The organism is Arthrobacter sp. efr-133-R2A-63, from assembly GCF_030209795.1.
Classification (GTDB): domain Bacteria; phylum Actinomycetota; class Actinomycetes; order Actinomycetales; family Micrococcaceae; genus Arthrobacter; species Arthrobacter bambusae_A.
On sequence record NZ_JARVRG010000024.1, the window covers coordinates 40,949 to 56,345 of the forward strand.

15 protein-coding genes are annotated in these 15,397 nt (G+C 65.7%); 13 read left to right on the forward strand and 2 right to left on the reverse strand.

Features of this window, described 5'->3' with window-relative positions:
* Positions 1–85: 85 nt before the first annotated feature.
* The 11 genes from tdh to QRN45_RS12845 all read left to right on the forward strand — a co-directional run bounded on the left by tdh (position 86) and on the right by QRN45_RS12845 (position 11,409).
* Positions 86–1,132, forward strand: coding sequence for an L-threonine 3-dehydrogenase (tdh, locus tag QRN45_RS12795; RefSeq protein ID WP_078105812.1), 1,047 nt, complete (start codon positions 86–88; stop codon positions 1,130–1,132).
* Between the two features lie 44 nt (positions 1,133–1,176).
* Entirely contained in the window at positions 1,177–2,385 is a 1,209-nt protein-coding gene (locus QRN45_RS12800; RefSeq protein WP_284763609.1) for a glycine C-acetyltransferase, read from the forward strand.
* Positions 2,386–2,392: 7 nt separating this feature from the next.
* On the forward strand, positions 2,393–3,793 hold the full coding sequence (locus QRN45_RS12805) for a 6-phospho-beta-glucosidase (RefSeq protein ID WP_284763610.1): 1,401 nt from the start codon (positions 2,393–2,395) through the stop codon (positions 3,791–3,793).
* 55 nt (positions 3,794–3,848) lie between these two features.
* Positions 3,849–4,319, forward strand: coding sequence for a pyridoxamine 5'-phosphate oxidase family protein (locus tag QRN45_RS12810; protein ID WP_078105809.1), 471 nt, complete (start codon positions 3,849–3,851; stop codon positions 4,317–4,319).
* Positions 4,320–4,359: 40 nt separating this feature from the next.
* Complete coding sequence (locus QRN45_RS12815) at positions 4,360–5,457, forward strand: NAD(P)/FAD-dependent oxidoreductase (RefSeq protein WP_284763611.1); 1,098 nt, start codon at positions 4,360–4,362, stop codon at positions 5,455–5,457.
* An 11-nt stretch (positions 5,458–5,468) separates the two neighbouring features.
* Complete coding sequence (gene hutI / locus QRN45_RS12820; RefSeq protein WP_284763613.1) at positions 5,469–6,692, forward strand: imidazolonepropionase; 1,224 nt, start codon at positions 5,469–5,471, stop codon at positions 6,690–6,692.
* 194 nt (positions 6,693–6,886) lie between these two features.
* Positions 6,887–7,819 carry an SIS domain-containing protein gene (locus QRN45_RS12825; protein WP_284763614.1) on the forward strand — a complete coding sequence of 311 codons (933 nt, stop codon included), beginning with the start codon at positions 6,887–6,889 and terminating at the stop codon, positions 7,817–7,819.
* 8 nt (positions 7,820–7,827) lie between these two features.
* Positions 7,828–8,778, forward strand: a complete 951-nt coding sequence (locus tag QRN45_RS12830) for an ROK family protein (RefSeq protein ID WP_284763615.1) — start codon at positions 7,828–7,830, stop codon at positions 8,776–8,778.
* Positions 8,775–9,758, forward strand: coding sequence for a 1-phosphofructokinase family hexose kinase (locus QRN45_RS12835; RefSeq protein WP_284763617.1), 984 nt, complete (start codon positions 8,775–8,777; stop codon positions 9,756–9,758). The genes QRN45_RS12830 and QRN45_RS12835 overlap by 4 nt, the downstream gene beginning before the upstream one ends.
* The gene (locus QRN45_RS12840; protein ID WP_284763618.1) at positions 9,755–10,594 is read left to right on the forward strand and encodes a class II fructose-bisphosphate aldolase; all 840 of its coding nucleotides are present in this window, start codon (positions 9,755–9,757) and stop codon (positions 10,592–10,594) included. Before QRN45_RS12835 ends, QRN45_RS12840 begins: the two co-directional genes overlap by 4 nt.
* Before the next feature lie 23 nt (positions 10,595–10,617).
* Entirely contained in the window at positions 10,618–11,409 is a 792-nt protein-coding gene (locus tag QRN45_RS12845; protein ID WP_078105802.1) for a DeoR/GlpR family DNA-binding transcription regulator, read from the forward strand.
* Positions 11,410–11,425: 16 nt separating this feature from the next.
* Here the strand turns inward: QRN45_RS12845 and QRN45_RS12850 are convergent, their stop codons facing one another.
* Positions 11,426–12,106: a histidine phosphatase family protein gene (locus QRN45_RS12850; RefSeq protein ID WP_284763619.1), complete on the reverse strand. Its 681-nt coding sequence runs from the start codon at positions 12,104–12,106 to the stop codon at positions 11,426–11,428.
* 100 nt (positions 12,107–12,206) lie between these two features.
* Between QRN45_RS12850 and QRN45_RS12855 the strand changes: the two genes are divergently transcribed.
* The gene (locus tag QRN45_RS12855; RefSeq protein ID WP_284763620.1) at positions 12,207–12,971 is read left to right on the forward strand and encodes a CPBP family intramembrane glutamic endopeptidase; all 765 of its coding nucleotides are present in this window, start codon (positions 12,207–12,209) and stop codon (positions 12,969–12,971) included.
* 121 nt (positions 12,972–13,092) lie between these two features.
* On the opposite strand, the gene QRN45_RS12860 is transcribed toward QRN45_RS12855, so the two are convergent.
* Entirely contained in the window at positions 13,093–13,731 is a 639-nt protein-coding gene (locus tag QRN45_RS12860; protein ID WP_028266517.1) for a VOC family protein, read from the reverse strand.
* A gap of 246 nt (positions 13,732–13,977) precedes the next feature.
* On the opposite strand from QRN45_RS12860, the gene QRN45_RS12865 reads away from it, so the two are divergent.
* Positions 13,978–15,294, forward strand: a complete 1,317-nt coding sequence (locus tag QRN45_RS12865) for a bifunctional o-acetylhomoserine/o-acetylserine sulfhydrylase (RefSeq protein WP_241707904.1) — start codon at positions 13,978–13,980, stop codon at positions 15,292–15,294.
* The last annotated feature ends 103 nt before the right edge of the window (positions 15,295–15,397 follow it).

Genomic DNA, 15,397 nt, shown 5'->3' on the forward strand with positions numbered 1-15,397 from the left:
AACCTAGTTGTGCTAAACAGTCCGTGGGGCTTCAATGAAGTGAAACGGCACACAAACGGCCCAATCCCTTGAGTTAGGAAGACCCATGAAGGCTCTCTACAAGTCCGGTCCCCACGCTGGTTTCGAACTCGTCGAACGTCCTGAGCCGGAGGCAGGTCCCAGCGACGTCAAGATCCGCGTCATGACCACCGGCATCTGCGGAACCGACCTGCACATCCAGTCCTGGGATGCCTGGGCGCAGAGCATCATCGAGACTCCCCTGATCGCCGGTCACGAGTTCTACGGCGAAGTGGTCTCCGTGGGCGAGGACGTCCGCGACGTCAAGGTCGGTGACCGCGTCTCCGGTGAAGGCCACGTGGTCTGCGGCATCTGCCGCAATTGCCGTGCGGGCCGCCGCCAGATGTGCATCCACACGGTGTCCGTGGGCGTGCAGCGCGATGGTGCTTTCGCCGAATACGTCGTGATTCCGGAGACCAATGTCTGGGTCCACCAGGATCCCTCCATCACCCCGGAGCTCGGCGCCATCTTCGACCCCTTCGGCAACGCCGTCCACACCGCCCTGAGCTTCCCGCTCGTCGGCGAGGACGTGCTCATCACGGGTGCCGGACCCATCGGGCTCATGGCAATCGCCGTCGCGCGCCACGCCGGTGCCCGCAAGATCGCCATCACGGACGTGTCCGCTCCCCGCCTTGAACTCGCCCGGAAGATGGGCGTGGACCTCGCCGTCGACGTGTCGAAGATGCGCGTCAAGGATGCCCAGCTCGAGCTCGGCATGCGCGAGGGGTTCGACATCGGCCTGGAAATGTCCGGGCATCCCACGGCCCTGCCTGAGATGATCAACAACATGAACCACGGCGGACGCATCGCCATGCTTGGCTTGCCCAGCCAGTCGATCGACATCGACTGGGGCAAAGTGGTCACCCACATGCTGACCCTGAAGGGCATCTACGGCCGCGAAATGTACGAAACGTGGTACGCCATGAGCGCCATGCTGTCCTCCAACCCCGAACTGCACAGCCGCATTTCCGCCGTCGTCACGGACAAGCTGTCCGCCACCGACTGGGAAAAGGGCTTTGAAATCGCCCGCGCCGGCACCGGGGGCAAGGTTGTCCTCGACTGGACCGACATCTAAGACACCGTAAAGTCCTCCCCAAGACCCCAGTACCAGGAGCCACCATGTACTCAAGCATCAAAGACCAGCTGCAGGGCGAACTTGAAGAGATCCGCACCGCAGGCCTCTTCAAGACCGAACGCCACATAGACTCGCCGCAGGCCAGCCACATCTCGGCAGGCCAGCTCGGGCAGCCGGCGAACACCGTCCTGAACTTCTGCGCCAACAACTACCTTGGCCTGGCAGACCACCCGGACATCATCTCGGCCGCCAAGTCCGCGATGGACGAGCGCGGTTTCGGCATGGCCTCCGTGCGTTTCATCTGCGGCACCCAGGACCTGCACTTGGAGCTCGAAGCCCGGGTCTCACAGTTCCTGGGAACCGAAGACACCATCCTCTTCTCCAGCTGCTTCGACGCCAACGGAGGCGTTTTCGAGTCCCTGTTCGGGGCCGAGGACGCCATCATCTCTGATTCCCTGAACCATGCCTCCATCATCGACGGCATCCGGCTCAGCAAGGCCAAGCGCTTCCGCTACGCCAACCAGGACATGGCTGACCTCGAAGCCAAGCTGATCGAAGCCTCCACCGGCGATGCCCCGGCCCGGCGCAAGATCATCGTGACGGATGGCGTCTTCTCCATGGACGGCTACCTCGCGCCGCTCGAAGCCATCTGCGATCTCGCCGAAAAACACGACGCCCTGGTCATGGTGGACGATTCCCACGCCGTCGGCTTCATGGGAGCCACCGGCGCCGGAACTCCGGAACACGCGGGTGTTTCCGACAGGATCGACATCTACACCGGCACGTTCGGCAAGGCCCTTGGCGGCGCCTCGGGCGGCTACGTGTCCGGCCGCAGTGAAATCATCGCCATGCTGCGCCAGAAGGCCCGCCCCTACCTGTTCTCCAACTCGCTGGCACCGGCCATCGTCGCCGCCACCATCAAGGCCATTGAGCTGGTCCAGGGCTCGGGCGAGCTCCGCTCCAGGCTCTTCGAGAACGCTGCCCTGTTCCGCCGTCGCATGAGCGAGGAAGGCTTCGAACTGCTCGACGGCGAACACGCCATCATTCCGGTGATGTTCGGCGACGCTGTGGCGGCCGCGAAGGTTGCCGACGAGATGCTCCACCATGGAGTGTTCGTCACGGCGTTCAGCTACCCCGTGGTACCCAAGGGAGCTGCCCGGATCCGCGTGCAGCTTTCGGCCGCGCACAGCTCCGAGGACGTCGAAGCCTGCGTCCAGGCCTTCGTGAAGAGCCGCGCGGCCGCGGGGCTTTGAGTTTCCCATGATCCTCACCATCCTGGGCGGCGGGGGATTCCGGGTACCCCTGGTCTATTCAGCACTGCTGTCGGACCATGGGCCCGGACGGGTCACCGAACTGAGACTGTTCGATGCCGACCCCGCGCGCCTGGGCGTGGTGGCCAAGGTCCTCGCCGGGATGGCCGAGGGGGTGCCCGACGCTCCCTCGGTGAGGACGTTCACGGCGCTGTCGGAAGCCCTGCCGGGTACCGACTTCATCTTCTCCGCCATCCGGGTGGGCGGGCTGGAGGGGCGCGCCGCCGATGAACGGATCGCCCTCGCGCACGGTGTCATCGGGCAGGAGACCGTCGGCGCCGGAGGAATTTCCTATGCCTTGCGGACCATTCCCGTGGTCCTGGACATCGCCGAGGCAGTGAAGAAGCATGCCCCGCACGCCTGGTTCATCAACTTCACCAACCCGGCCGGGGTCATCACCGAGGTCATGACGCGGGTCCTCGGCAACAAGGTGGTGGGGATCTGCGATTCCCCCGTAGGGCTCGCCCGGCGCTGCCTGCTCGCCGCCGGAGTCCACCGTGGTGCTGCGGCTTTTCGGGATGGCTCCGTGGAGATCGACTACATCGGCCTGAACCACCTGGGTTGGCTGCGCGGGCTGGTGGTCGATGGTACGGATGTCCTGCCGCGGCTCCTCTCCGACGACGGCGCCATCGAGTCCTTCGAAGAAGGCCGGCTGTTCGGCGCTTCGTGGATCAGGGCCTTGGGTGCCGTTCCCAACGAGTATCTGCACTACTACTACTTCAAGCGCGAGGCGCTCGACGCCGACCGGCGCGCCGGAACCACCCGCGGCGCCTACTTGGCCCGGCAGCAGTCGTCCTTCTACAGCGGGTTGGCGGAAGCGAACGACGGCGGTGCGGAGCCCGCTCCGGGGGTCCCGTCGTCGAAGTCGGCCCTTAGGCTCTGGGAAAAGACCAAGCTGGATCGCGAAGAGACGTACATGCAGAGCAACAGGGACGCGGCCGGTACGTTCGAACGCGACGCCGGGGATCTGGTGTCGGGCGGTTACGAGGCCGTTGCCTTGGCGATCATGCGTGCCATCAGCCAGGGTGAATCGGCCCGGCTGATTCTGAACGTCCCCAACAACGGCACCCTCGCTGAGCTCGACGACGACGCGGTCATCGAGGCGCCCTGCCTCGTGGATGCCCGCGGAGTCCGCCTGCTCCCGGCCGATTCTCTTCCGGACTACGCGCGCGGGCTCGTCGTCAATGCCAAAGCGGTGGAACGGGCCACGATCGACGCTGCGCTCACGGGTTCCCGGAGCTCCGCCTACAAGGCGATGGCGTTGAACCCGCTCGTGGACTCGGTCAGGGTGGCAGAAGCGCTCCTGGACGACTACGTCGGCCATTTCAAGGAACTCCAGTACCTGCGCTGAACCCCTTTTGCCTCAGCCCTGTCCCGAGGGGGATCGGAGGCCTAGTATCTGCAGCATGGACAAAGATGCAGCACAACGTGTAACCGAGGTGTTGGATTCGCAGCAATGCTGGAATCTCCTGAGGGGCGTGTCCGTCGGCAGGCTGGCCGTGTGGCTCGGAGACCACCCTGACATTTTTCCGATCAATTACACCGTGGACCAAGGGACGGTTGTCTTCCGGACCGGGGCGGGCACAAAGCTCGCCGCGGCCCTGGGTGAATTCCCGGTAGCCATGGAAGTCGACGGCGTCGACCCTAACACCGGCGTCGCGTGGAGTGTTGTCCTCCACGGGAAGGCGGCGCCCGTCAAACAGCTGGACGACGTCATCAACTCGTTCTCGCTGCCCCTGTTTCCCTGGGAATCCGGCAAGAAGGACCATTTCGTGCGGGTTCCCGCGGATTCGATCTCCGGGCGGCGCTTCACCGTCACGGAGCCGCTCACATGGTGGACTCCCTACAGCGGCATCAAACCCTCCGCCACGGAGTAGCCCCCTCGCATCTGGGCCTGCGCGCTGACAGGATGGGGGAATGGCTGCAAATTATGATGTGGTAATTGTCGGGGGAGGCATCGCGGGGTTGTCGCTCGCGTCAGCGCTGGCAGGCCAGTGTTCGGTGGCCCTGGTGGAAGCCGAACAGACACTGGCCTACCACACGTCCTCCCGCTCGGCCCGGCAGCTGATCCCCAGCTACGGACCCGCCGTCGTGCAGGAACTCACCGTCCGCACGCTGGAGCTGATGGCAGCCCGCGACGCCGCACTGCCGGTACCGGTGCTGGAACCGCGCTCGTTCATGTTGGTGGGCGACGAAGCCACCGTCAAGGCAGAAGCCAGCGGGCACATGCACCCCATCACGCATGCCGAAGCCCTCAAGCTGTGCCCGGCCCTGAACCCCGGGGCTTTCACTGCAGCTGGCCTGGATACAGAGTCATTCGCCTGCAACACGCCAGTGCTCTTGGAGGACCACCGGCAACGTGCCGAGGCCGGGGGAGTGGACATCATCACCGGCGCCAAGGTCCATTCGGCCCAACGCCTCGGCTCCGGCTGGCAAGTGGGCGCCGGGCTGGAAGCCTTCCAGTCGGCCGTCGTCGTCAACGCGGCAGGTGCCTGGGCAGATGAACTCGCGGTGCTCAGCGGGGTGGAGAAGCTGGGCTTGCAGCCGTTCCGGCGCACGGCGGCCATCGTCGACGTCGAGCACCCGCTTCCGCCCGGGAGCCCCATGGTGTGCGCCGCTGATGACACGTACTACTTCCGGCGCGAGGGCGGACAGGTGCTCATTTCGCCGTCGGAGACGGTGCCGAGCGGCCCTGAAGACGCGCAACCGCGGCCCGGCGACGTGGAAGAGCTCGTGACCCGGCTGAATTCGATCACCTCGTTGGGCATCCGCGCAGTGGCCAAAGCCTGGACCGGGTTGCGCACGGAAGCCGCCGACGGGGTGCCGGTGGTGGGTTTCGACGCCGAGGCTCCCGGCTTCTTCTGGCTTGCGGGGCAGGGCGGCTACGGTTTCCAGACCTCTTCCGCCATCGCGGAGCTCGCAGCCGCGGAAATCCTGGACTATACGTCCGGCACTAGTCCGGCATCCCGGACACCGAGGGAGCTCGCAGCGGCCCGATGGTCCATCCGCCGTTGAACAATAGGTTCATGAGCGGGCAGACGAGCACACTAATCAGCAACATCGGCGAACTGATGACCCAGGACGCTGGGCACCGCGTCCTCAAGGACGCCGCCGTCGTGATCGAAGGTGAGCGGATTTCCTGGATCGGTCCGGCGTCGGAGGCTCCCTCGGCCGATCAGCACGTGGATGCGGAAGGCCGCGCCGTGCTCCCGGGCTGGGTTGACTCGCACTCACACCTGATCTTCGCCGGGGACCGCACCGCCGAATTCGAGGCACGGATGGCCGGCCAGAGCTACAGCGCCGGCGGCATCGCCGTCACCACCGGCGCGACGCGGGCCGCGAGCGATGGGGAACTGACCAGGCTCGCCGCCGGGCGCGTGGCCGAAGCCGTCTCCCAAGGCACCACCTACCTCGAGAGCAAGACCGGCTATGGACTGGACCTGGAAAACGAGGCCCGCAGCGCACGCATCGCGGCGGCGACCGTCGATGAAGTCACCTACCTCGGCGCGCACCTGGTCCCGGCCGGAGCCGACGCCGAGGAATACACGGACCTCGTCTGCGGTCCGATGCTCGACGCAGTCCGCCCGTACGTCAAGTGGGCCGATGTCTTCTGCGAGCGCGGCGCTTTCACCGAGGAGCAATCGCGCCGGGTCCTGACCGCGTGCCGCGACGCGGGCCTGGGCCTGCGTGTGCACGGCAACCAACTGGGTGAGGGGCCCGGCGTGCAGTTGGCCGTGGAGTTCGGTGCCGCCAGCGTCGACCACGTCAATTACCTTTCGGCCGCGGACATCGAAGCGCTCGCCGGAACCTGGGGCGGTTGGGATGCCTCCACCGGAACGGGCACGCGCGGCACGGTTGCCACCTGCCTGCCCGCTTGCGATCTTTCCACCCGCCAGCCGCTCGCCCCGGGCCGCGCCTTGATCGACGCCGGGGTGCAGATCGCCTTGGCCGCGAACTGCAATCCGGGCACCTCCTACACGAGTTCCATCGCCTTCTGCGTCACCACGGCGGTGCTGCAGATGCACCTGAGCGTCCACGAGGCCGTCCGGGCCGCGACGTATGGCGGTGCTCTCGCGCTCGGCAGGGAGTCGGGCAACGACGTCGACGGCGAACGCGCGGTGGGTTCGATCGCCGTCGGGCACCGCGCCGACCTGCACATGCTCAAGGCGCCGTCGGCCACGCACTTGGCGTACAGGCCCGGTATTCCGCTGACTTTCGCGGTGTGGCGGGCGGGTGTCCGGGCGGTGTAGCAACTCAATCCGGCACGCAAAAGCAGGGTTCCTCCAGATGGAGGGGCCCTGCTTTTTTGCGCGGCGCGCTGAAGCCCTCCGCGATCCTTGTGCGATTGAATATGATCGTTTAGTGTTTATATGGATCATAAAACGTCAAATGGTTGAGCGTTGAAGAGTGCGTCGAAGAAGCGCGGACAGGAATGGTAAGTGCGATGAGTAACAACACCCTCGGGGCCTTCATGGAAGAGGAGCTTGTTTCGCAGCCCGAGGTCTGGCAGCGGGCCATCGGGCAATGCGAACTTGAGCAAGCCAAGGCAGGGCGCCTGCTTCCCGCTGACGGTGAGCGGATCGCTGTCGTCGGTTGCGGTACTTCGTGGTTCATGGCGCAGAGCTATGCCGCTGCCCGCGAAGCCGCGGGCAAAGGCGTCACCGACGCGTTCGCAGCGTCGGAAGCCTTCCTCAATCACAACAGTGCCGGCCGCCAATACGACGCCGTCATCGCCATTACGCGCTCCGGAACCACCACGGAGGTGCTTGAACTCCTCGAGGCCTTGCGTGGGAAAGTCCGCACCATCGCGGTGATCGGGGACATGGATTCGCCCATCACCACGCTGGCCGACGTCGTGATCGGCCTTCCCTACGCGGACGAGAAGTCGGTGGTCCAGACCCGCTTCGCCACGACCGCCCTGGTGTACCTCCTCGCGAGCCTGGGCGTCGAACTCGGCGAGGCAATCGAGGACGCCCGTACCGCTGTGACCGAAGCCGTTTCCCAGGAGCTGCTCGACGCCGAACAGTTCACCTTCCTCGGTACCGGCTGGACCGTTGGCCTGGCCCACGAAGCCGGCCTCAAGATGCGCGAAGCGGTGCAGGGATGGACCGAATCCTATCCGGCAATGGAATACCGGCACGGTCCCATTTCCATCGCGGCCCCTGGCCGGGTGACGTGGATCTTCGGCCCGCAGCCCGAGGGCCTGGATGCCGACATGAGCCGCACCGGCGCCCTCTACGTCCACACCGGCAAGCACCCGCTCGCCGAGCTGGCCCGGGTCCATAAGGTCACGCTGGAGCGGGCACGCGTGCGCGGCCTCAATCCCGATCTGCCGCGCAACCTGACGCGCTCTGTTGTCCTGAACGCTACGGCTTAGGCAATCCCATGGTTCTCGGAGCCGCTGAATCCGCAGTCCTGGCCTTCGATGTGGGCGGGACGGATCTGAAGGCAGGCCTTGTGGACACGGCCGGGAATGTCCTTGGCCTGCGCCGCACCGCCACGCCGCACGATCCCTTGCGCCCGGGCGAGGCGATCCTGGACGCCGTCGAGGGCTTGGCGTCGGAATTTGCCGCCGAGTTCCCCGGCCACCCGGCGAAGGCCGCGTGCATCGTGGTTCCGGGAATCGTGGACTCCGACACCGGAGTGGGGATCTATTCGGCGAACCTTGGCTGGCGGAACTTTCCCTTCGGGGAAAATGCCGCGCAGCGCCTCGGAATGCCGGTCTCCTTCGGGCATGACGTCAGCACGGCGGCCGAAGCAGAATGCCGCTTCGGAGCCGCCAAGGACTTTCGAAACGTCGTGGTGATGGTGGTCGGCACGGGAATCGCCGCCGCCGTCATCTCCGACGGATACCCGGTGCGCGCGGGCGGCTTCGCCGGGGAACTGGGCCACGCCCTCGTTCCGGACCCCGACGGTCCCGGCCACACGATCCTTGAGGCAGTCGGCTCCGCCGGAGCGATCGCCCGGCGTTACAGCGACAAAGCCGGAACTCCGCGCGCCGGCGCCCGTGAAGTCCTCGAACGGGCCACAGCCGGCGACCCACTTGCGGCCCGGATCTGGGCCGACGCCGTGGACGCCCTCGCCTTCAGCCTCAGCCAATGCGTCAGCATCATTGGCACCGAGGCAGTGGTGGTGGGCGGCGGACTGGCCGAAGCGGGGGAAGGGCTCCTCCAGCCACTGCGTTCGCGCCTCGACGAGCTGCTCGACTTCCAACGGCGGCCCATCATCATGCGCGCCCAACTGGGACAGGATGCGGGTTTGCTCGGCGCCGCCATGAGGGCCCGGGCATTGCTCCCGGCTGCGAAGGCCGCTTCCGGCACAGGGTCGGGCCGATGAACGGGGCGATGAACGGGGCCATCAAACGGGTCATCACCGTCACGCCCAATCCGGCCATCGACCTCAGCTACCACGTCGCCGGGATCACCCCCGGAGCAAGCCATCGCGTTGCCGCACCCCTCAGCCGCGCAGGCGGAAAGGGCCTCAACGTCGCGCGAGTGGCCCACCAGCTGGGCCATCCCGTGCTGGCGCTCGCGCCCTCGGGAGGAGCGGCCGGTGCCGAATTCGCCGCCGAACTCCGCAGCAGCGGCGTGCCGCATCGCCTGATTCCAGTCGCCGCGGACACCCGGCGCAGCATCGCCCTCGTCGATACGGTGGGCGGCGAAACGTCCATCTTCAATGAAGAGGGGAGTCCCCTTCAACCATCCGAATGGCAGGCGCTGGCCACCGCCGTCGTCGACGCCCTGCACATCGACAACCCGGACGGGCAAAGCGCGGGAGTGCTTGTCGGTTCCGGGAGCCTGCCGCCCGGTGCGCCCGCCGACTTCTACCCCGCGCTGGTGCGCCTGGCGCACGACGCCGGGATTCCCGCCGTCGTCGACACCTCCGGTCCCGGGATCGTCGCGGCAGCGCGGGCCGGGGCGGACCTCCTCAAACCCAACAACCACGAACTCCTCGAAGCAACAGGTGAAAGCAGCCTTGACGTCGCAGCACGGCGACTGATCGCCCTCGGAGCGAAGACCGTCCTGGTCAGTGCCGGCGCCGAAGGGATGCTTGCGTTCCACGATGCGGCTCCCGGAGGCTACTGGAGCGCACGGCTCCCGGAACCGCTCAGCGGCAACCCCACGGGAGCCGGCGACGCCGGAGTGGCGGCTGCCGCCGTCGCGCTCGCCGACGGGATCACCGACATCCCCACGATCCTCCGCCGGGCAACGGCCTGGTCCGCCGCCGCGGTGCTCATGCCTGCCGCCGGCGAGATCTCGCCGCTTTACGCGGACCTCGAAGACCAACTCATTCTCAGCTGGAAGGAGACCCGGTGACGCTCGTCAGTACACGGGAACTCATGGATACCGCCGCCGCCAACGGAATCGGACAAGGCGCCTTCAACGTCATCCACCTCGAAACCGCGGAAGGACTGGTTGCCGGAGCGGAGGCCGCGGGCGTCCCGCTGATCCTGCAAATCTCCGAGAACTGCGTCCGTTTCCACGGCGGGCTCGTCCCGATTGCCCGGGGGGCCATGTCCATCGCCCGCGACTCTTCGGTGCCCGTGGCCCTCCACCTGGACCACGCCGAATCCGAAGAGCTGGCGCTGCAGGCCGTCGACCTCGGGTTCGGGTCCGTCATGTACGACGGCGCGCACTTGCCTTACGACTCGAATGTCGAAGTCACGCGGAGGATCGCCGGATACGCCCAGGACCACGGAGTCTACGTCGAGGCCGAGCTCGGAAAAGTGGGAGGCAAGGACGGTGCCCATGCTCCGGGAGTCCGGACGGATCCCGCCGAGGCCCGTTCCTTCGTCGGTGCCACCGGCGTCGATGCCCTGGCCGTCGCCGTCGGGTCCTCCCACGCCATGACCCAACGGAGCGCAGCCCTGGACCTCGCGCTCATCACCCGGCTCAAACAGGCCGTCCAGCTTCCGCTCGTCCTTCACGGGTCCTCCGGCGTGGCGGATGAAACGCTGGTGGCGGCAATCCGGGCCGGTATGACTAAGATCAACGTATCCACACACTTGAACGGGTTCTTCACCCGCGCCGTCCGTGATTACCTGGATGCCAACCCTTCCGTGGTGGACTCCCGCAAGTACATCAAGGCCGGACGGGACGCGCTGGTGTTGGAAACCGCACGTCTGCTGACGCTGTTCGCGAAAGTGAACTAGTCCCAATTTCCGGAAGGTTCGTGATGACCCGCAACGATCGACTGACAGCCATCCTTGATCTCCTCGCCGAGTCAGGACATGTCGAGGTCGACGATATCGTGACCCGCCTCGCTGTCTCGCCGGCCACGGCGCGCCGCGACCTGGACAGCCTCGCCAAGCAACGGCTCTTGAGCCGTACCCGGGGCGGAGCAACCACGGGTTCAGTGGCCTACGAACTTCCGGGGCGCTACAACCGGGATGATCACGCCGAAGCCAAGCAACAGATTGCCTTGGCAGCCTCTGAGCTCATCGTGCCCGGGGCCGTGATCGGACTCAGCGGCGGGACCACCAATACTGCCCTGGCGCAGGTGCTGTCCACCCGCGAAGACCTCAACGCCCCGTCCAACAGGCCCATGCTGACGGTGGTCACCAACGCCATCAACATCGCGGCCCAGCTTGCCGTGCGCCCCAACATCAAGATCATGGTCACCGGCGGCATCCTGAATCCGCGATCCTACGAACTCGTCGGACCTTACACCGATGTCATCATGCAGAAGGTTGCCCTGGACATCGCCTTCATCGGCGTCAACGGAGTCGATCCCAAGATCGGCCCCACCATCACCGACGAGGGAGAAGCGATGGTGAATACCGTCATGGCCCGGCGTGCCACCGACTCCTATGTCCTGGCTGACTCCACGAAGATCGGGAAGCGCGCCTTCGCGGCGATGGCCGGGTACGAATTCCGACGGCTCATTACTGACGCGGGCATCACGCCTGAGGACAAGGCGGCATTTGAAGCCAACGGCACCGAAGTGATCGTGGCAAAGGACGCCTAGCTCGGTTTACTGCCCGTCAGAAGACCATCGGGGGAGCGTTCAGCACGGTCTCGTCGGTGCTGCGCTGCACCCACTGGCTGAACGGCGTGTCGAGATCGTATTTGTCCTGGTCGTTGCGGATCAGTGTCCGTAGCTCCGCGTTGCCCGGGTTGTTGAGGGATTCGAAGTACTCCACCGACCAGTGGAACCACCGCATGCAGAAGAGCCGCATCGTGAGGCCGTGGGTCACCAGCAGGGTGTTGGGCGCGTAGTCGGGCTTTTGCCAATGCCGGTATAGGGTTTCCATGAAGGACGAAATCCGGTCGTACACATCGGAGCCCGATTCGCCCTCGCGGAACCGGTAGAAGAAGTGCCCGTAGAGGTTGCGGAGTTCCTTCTGGTCCCCGATGTCCCCGGCGATCTGGAAGTTGGCCCAGTCCTGTTCACGCAGCCGGGGCTCTTCGATCACCCGTTCGGTGAGGCTGCCCAGATTCAGCGCCTCGAGGGTCTGGTAGGCCCGGAGGTACGGTGAGACGTAAACGCACACCGGTTCGCCGTCGAGCTTCCTGCGCAAGGCCTCACCCGCGGTCCGTGCCTGCTCGATGCCAAGCTCCGTCAGCGGGATCCGGTAATCGGGCACACGGTTGTAGATGGACGTGTCGGCATTGGCGGCGGACTGGCCGTGCCGGATCATGAAGATTCGTGCGGGCGCGCTCATCCCACCAAGCATAGGCTCAGGAGCCGCCCTGGCTGTGCACGCGGACAGCGGAGACCCAGCTCCGAGGAAAACATCAGGCAAATACGGGCAAGATAGGAGCATGCTCCTAGCCTCAACGCGCCGTTTGCGCGCCGAAGTGCTGATTGTCCTTGGACTGTCCCTGGGCCAATCGGCGGTGTACTCCGTAGTGCAGCTGTTGGACAAGATGACCCAGGGACCTTTGGCCCATGCGACGTCTACCCTCAACCGTTCGCAGAGCACGCGCGAGTACTTCGATCTCACCTACCAGCTGCTGGACATCGCGTTCGCGCTGGTCCCGGTGGCGTTGGTGTTCTACTTCCTGTCCTTGCACCGCCAAACCGCCGAGAGTCCCTCGGGGTTCACCCGGCTGGGCTTCAACTTCGCCCGCCCGGGCCGCGACGCGCTGCAAGGACTTGGCATGTTCGCACTCATCGGAATCCCGTCGCTGGGCCTCTATGCTGTTGGCCGCGCCCTCGGGATCACGACGGCGATCATCCCCAGCGGCCTGGACTCCTACTGGTGGACCGTGCCGGTGCTCGTCCTCTCCGCCGTGCGGCACGCCATCGTCGAAGAAGTGATCGTGGTGGGCTATCTCCTGGACCGGTTCGGGAAGTTCGGATGGAGCACTCCGTTGGCGATCGTGCTCAGCGCGCTCCTGCGCGGCAGCTACCACCTGTACCAAGGCTTCGGGCCGTTCATCGGCAACGCCGTCATGGGCCTCGTGTTCGGATGGATCTACACCAGGACCAAACGGGTCATGCCGCTCGTGGTGGCCCACGCGCTCCTGGACATCGTGGCGTTCGTCGGCTTCAGCGTCTTCGGCAAGGCCATTGGCCTGGGCTAGCGCGCGTTAAAAGGTTTCGGCCGCCATTGCTGGGTGACGTCATTGGCACCCGCACATGGCGGCCGAAGCTTTTCCGGGCTTCCTTGCCCGTTGATCCGTCAGATCGTGACGGGATGGTCCGTCAGATCGTGACGGCTCCGTTGGCGGTTTCGAACGTTACTGACATGATTCCCGGCGTCCCGTGCGGAGCCATCCATTGGACTGCGACGTCCTCGAGGGGCTTTTCCACGGGTTCACCAAGCCACTCGGTGACGCGCTCCGCGGAGCCGGCAATGGTGAGGCTGGACATCTTGACGTCGCTTGGGTAAACGAGCGACGGGTGAAGTGCGGGGTCGCCCTCCCAGCGGAGCAGGTAGGGAACCTGGGGATCGGCGATGAGTCCCAGGATGCCGATCTGCGACCAGACGAGTTCCCGGCCATCCGGGAACTTGCGGTTGCCTGGGACGGCGGCGCGTCCGAGCCGCTGCTCGAACGGGCTCAGGTCGTCCACAGCGACGCACCAGCCCATCCACCCACCTCCTGCGGCGGAGCGTGCACGGACAGCTTGTCCAAAAGGTGCCTTGTCGGAGGCCGGGTGGTCCAGGACCTCGACAACTTCCAGGTATTTGTGGTCAGCAAGGGGAATGATCATGTTCCGGGTACCAAAGCGCGGATGCACTCCGCCCCGGACCGCGTCCACTCCCAATGCTGCGGAAATCCGCTCGGTGGTGGCCAACAGGCCATCTCGTTCACAAGCGTAAGAGACGTGATCCATGCGCATGGCTTCATCTTGGCACTTTGTGATGGAGCTCTCAGCTAAGTCAAGCCTAACCAAGGTGGGATGTATCGAAAAGGCCGCTCAGGGTCACTTCAGGACGCGCCGGGACAGAAAACTTCTGCGTTCGTCACAAAGCTTCCGGAGCCCGCAATACCCTCCCTAGACTGACGGCAACCGCTCGCCGGCATGCTGAACCCTTCAGCCCGGCAGGCTGACGCACGGCAAGAGCCCAGACAACCAGGAGTCCGCATGTCCCAAGGATGGTCATTCGAAACGCGCCAAATCCACGCCGGCCAGGAGCCGGACGCCGCCACCGGCGCCCGCGCCCTCCCCATCTACCAGACCACCTCGTTCGTCTTTCCCAGCGCGGAAAGCGCGGCCAACCGCTTTGCACTGGCCGAACTGGCGCCCATCTACACCCGGATCGGCAACCCCACGCAGGATGCCGTGGAGCAGCGCATAGCGAGCTTGGAGGGTGGCTTGGCTGCGCTCCTGCTGAGCTCCGGCCAGGCCGCGGAAACCTTCGCCATCCTCAACGTGGCCGAGGCCGGTGACCACGTGGTCGCCAGCCCGAGCCTCTACGGCGGCACGTACAACCTGCTGGCCCATACACTGAAGAAATTCGGCATCTCGGTCACCTTCGTCGAGGATCCGGACAACCTGGACCACTGGCGGGACGCGGTGCAGCCAAACACCAAGCTGTTCTTCGCCGAAGTCGTCTCCAACCCCCGGCAGGACGTCTTGGACATCGAGGGTGTCTCCCGCATCGCGCACGAGGCGGGAGTCCCGCTCGTCGTGGACAACACCCTCGCCACGCCCTACCTGATCCGGCCCATCGAGTGGGGAGCGGACATTGTGGTGCATTCGGCCACCAAGTACCTGGGCGGGCACGGCTCCGCCATTGCCGGTGTCATCGTGGACTCCGGCAACTTCGATTTCGGCAAGGACCCTGAGCGGTTCCCCGGCTTCAACACCCCGGACCCCAGCTACAACGGCCTGGTCTATGCCCGCGACCTCGGCAAGGACGGGGCCCTCGGCGCGAACCTCTCCTACATCCTCAAAGCCCGGGTCCAGCTCCTGCGCGACCTCGGCTCGGCGGTTTCCCCGTTCAACGCTTTCCTGATCTCCCAGGGAATCGAAACCCTCAGCCTGCGGGTGGAGCGCCACGTGGACAACGCCACCAAGGTGGCGCAATGGCTCGAAGGGCGCGACGACGTCGAATCGGTGGCGTACGCGGGGCTGCCTTCCAGCCCGTGGTTCGAACGGGGCCGGAAGTACGGCCCCAGGGGCACCGGCGCCGTGGTGTCCTTCACCATCAACGGCGGGGTCGAGGCGGGCAAGCGCTTCGTGGACGCCCTGGAACTGCATTCGCACGTGGCCAACATCGGCGACGTCCGGTCCTTGGTCATCCACCCGGCGTCGACGACGCACAGCCAGCTGACGCCGGAACAGCAGGCCGTTGCGGGAGTGACCCCTGGCCTGGTGCGGCTGTCCGTCGGAATCGAGCACATCGACGACATCCTCGCGGACCTCGAGTCGGGATTCCGGGCAGCCAAGAGCGCCTAGCACGGGCCCGGAGGGCGTACGAGGCTGGCCGGCGACGCAAGATGAATCTTCGCCGGCCAGCCTTCCCAGCCACCCCTTCGTGAACAAAACGCGGCCAAGTGTC

Excerpts from the sequence above, each read along its gene's own strand:
- tdh (WP_078105812.1), top strand. The coding sequence starts at position 86 with ATGAAGGCTCTCTACAAGTCCGGTCCCCACGCTGGTTTCGAACTCGTC.
- QRN45_RS12800 (WP_284763609.1), top strand. The coding sequence starts at position 1,177 with ATGTACTCAAGCATCAAAGACCAGCTGCAGGGCGAACTTGAAGAGATC.
- QRN45_RS12805 (WP_284763610.1), top strand. The coding sequence starts at position 2,393 with ATGATCCTCACCATCCTGGGCGGCGGGGGATTCCGGGTACCCCTGGTC.
- QRN45_RS12810 (WP_078105809.1), top strand. The coding sequence starts at position 3,849 with ATGGACAAAGATGCAGCACAACGTGTAACCGAGGTGTTGGATTCGCAG.
- QRN45_RS12815 (WP_284763611.1), top strand. The coding sequence starts at position 4,360 with ATGGCTGCAAATTATGATGTGGTAATTGTCGGGGGAGGCATCGCGGGG.
- hutI (WP_284763613.1), top strand. The coding sequence starts at position 5,469 with ATGAGCGGGCAGACGAGCACACTAATCAGCAACATCGGCGAACTGATG.
- QRN45_RS12825 (WP_284763614.1), top strand. The coding sequence starts at position 6,887 with ATGAGTAACAACACCCTCGGGGCCTTCATGGAAGAGGAGCTTGTTTCG.
- QRN45_RS12830 (WP_284763615.1), top strand. The coding sequence starts at position 7,828 with ATGGTTCTCGGAGCCGCTGAATCCGCAGTCCTGGCCTTCGATGTGGGC.
- QRN45_RS12835 (WP_284763617.1), top strand. The coding sequence starts at position 8,775 with ATGAACGGGGCGATGAACGGGGCCATCAAACGGGTCATCACCGTCACG.
- QRN45_RS12845 (WP_078105802.1), top strand. The coding sequence starts at position 10,618 with ATGACCCGCAACGATCGACTGACAGCCATCCTTGATCTCCTCGCCGAG.
- QRN45_RS12850 (WP_284763619.1), bottom strand. The coding sequence starts at position 12,106 with ATGAGCGCGCCCGCACGAATCTTCATGATCCGGCACGGCCAGTCCGCC.
- QRN45_RS12855 (WP_284763620.1), top strand. The coding sequence starts at position 12,207 with ATGCTCCTAGCCTCAACGCGCCGTTTGCGCGCCGAAGTGCTGATTGTC.
- QRN45_RS12860 (WP_028266517.1), bottom strand. The coding sequence starts at position 13,731 with ATGCGCATGGATCACGTCTCTTACGCTTGTGAACGAGATGGCCTGTTG.
- QRN45_RS12865 (WP_241707904.1), top strand. The coding sequence starts at position 13,978 with ATGTCCCAAGGATGGTCATTCGAAACGCGCCAAATCCACGCCGGCCAG.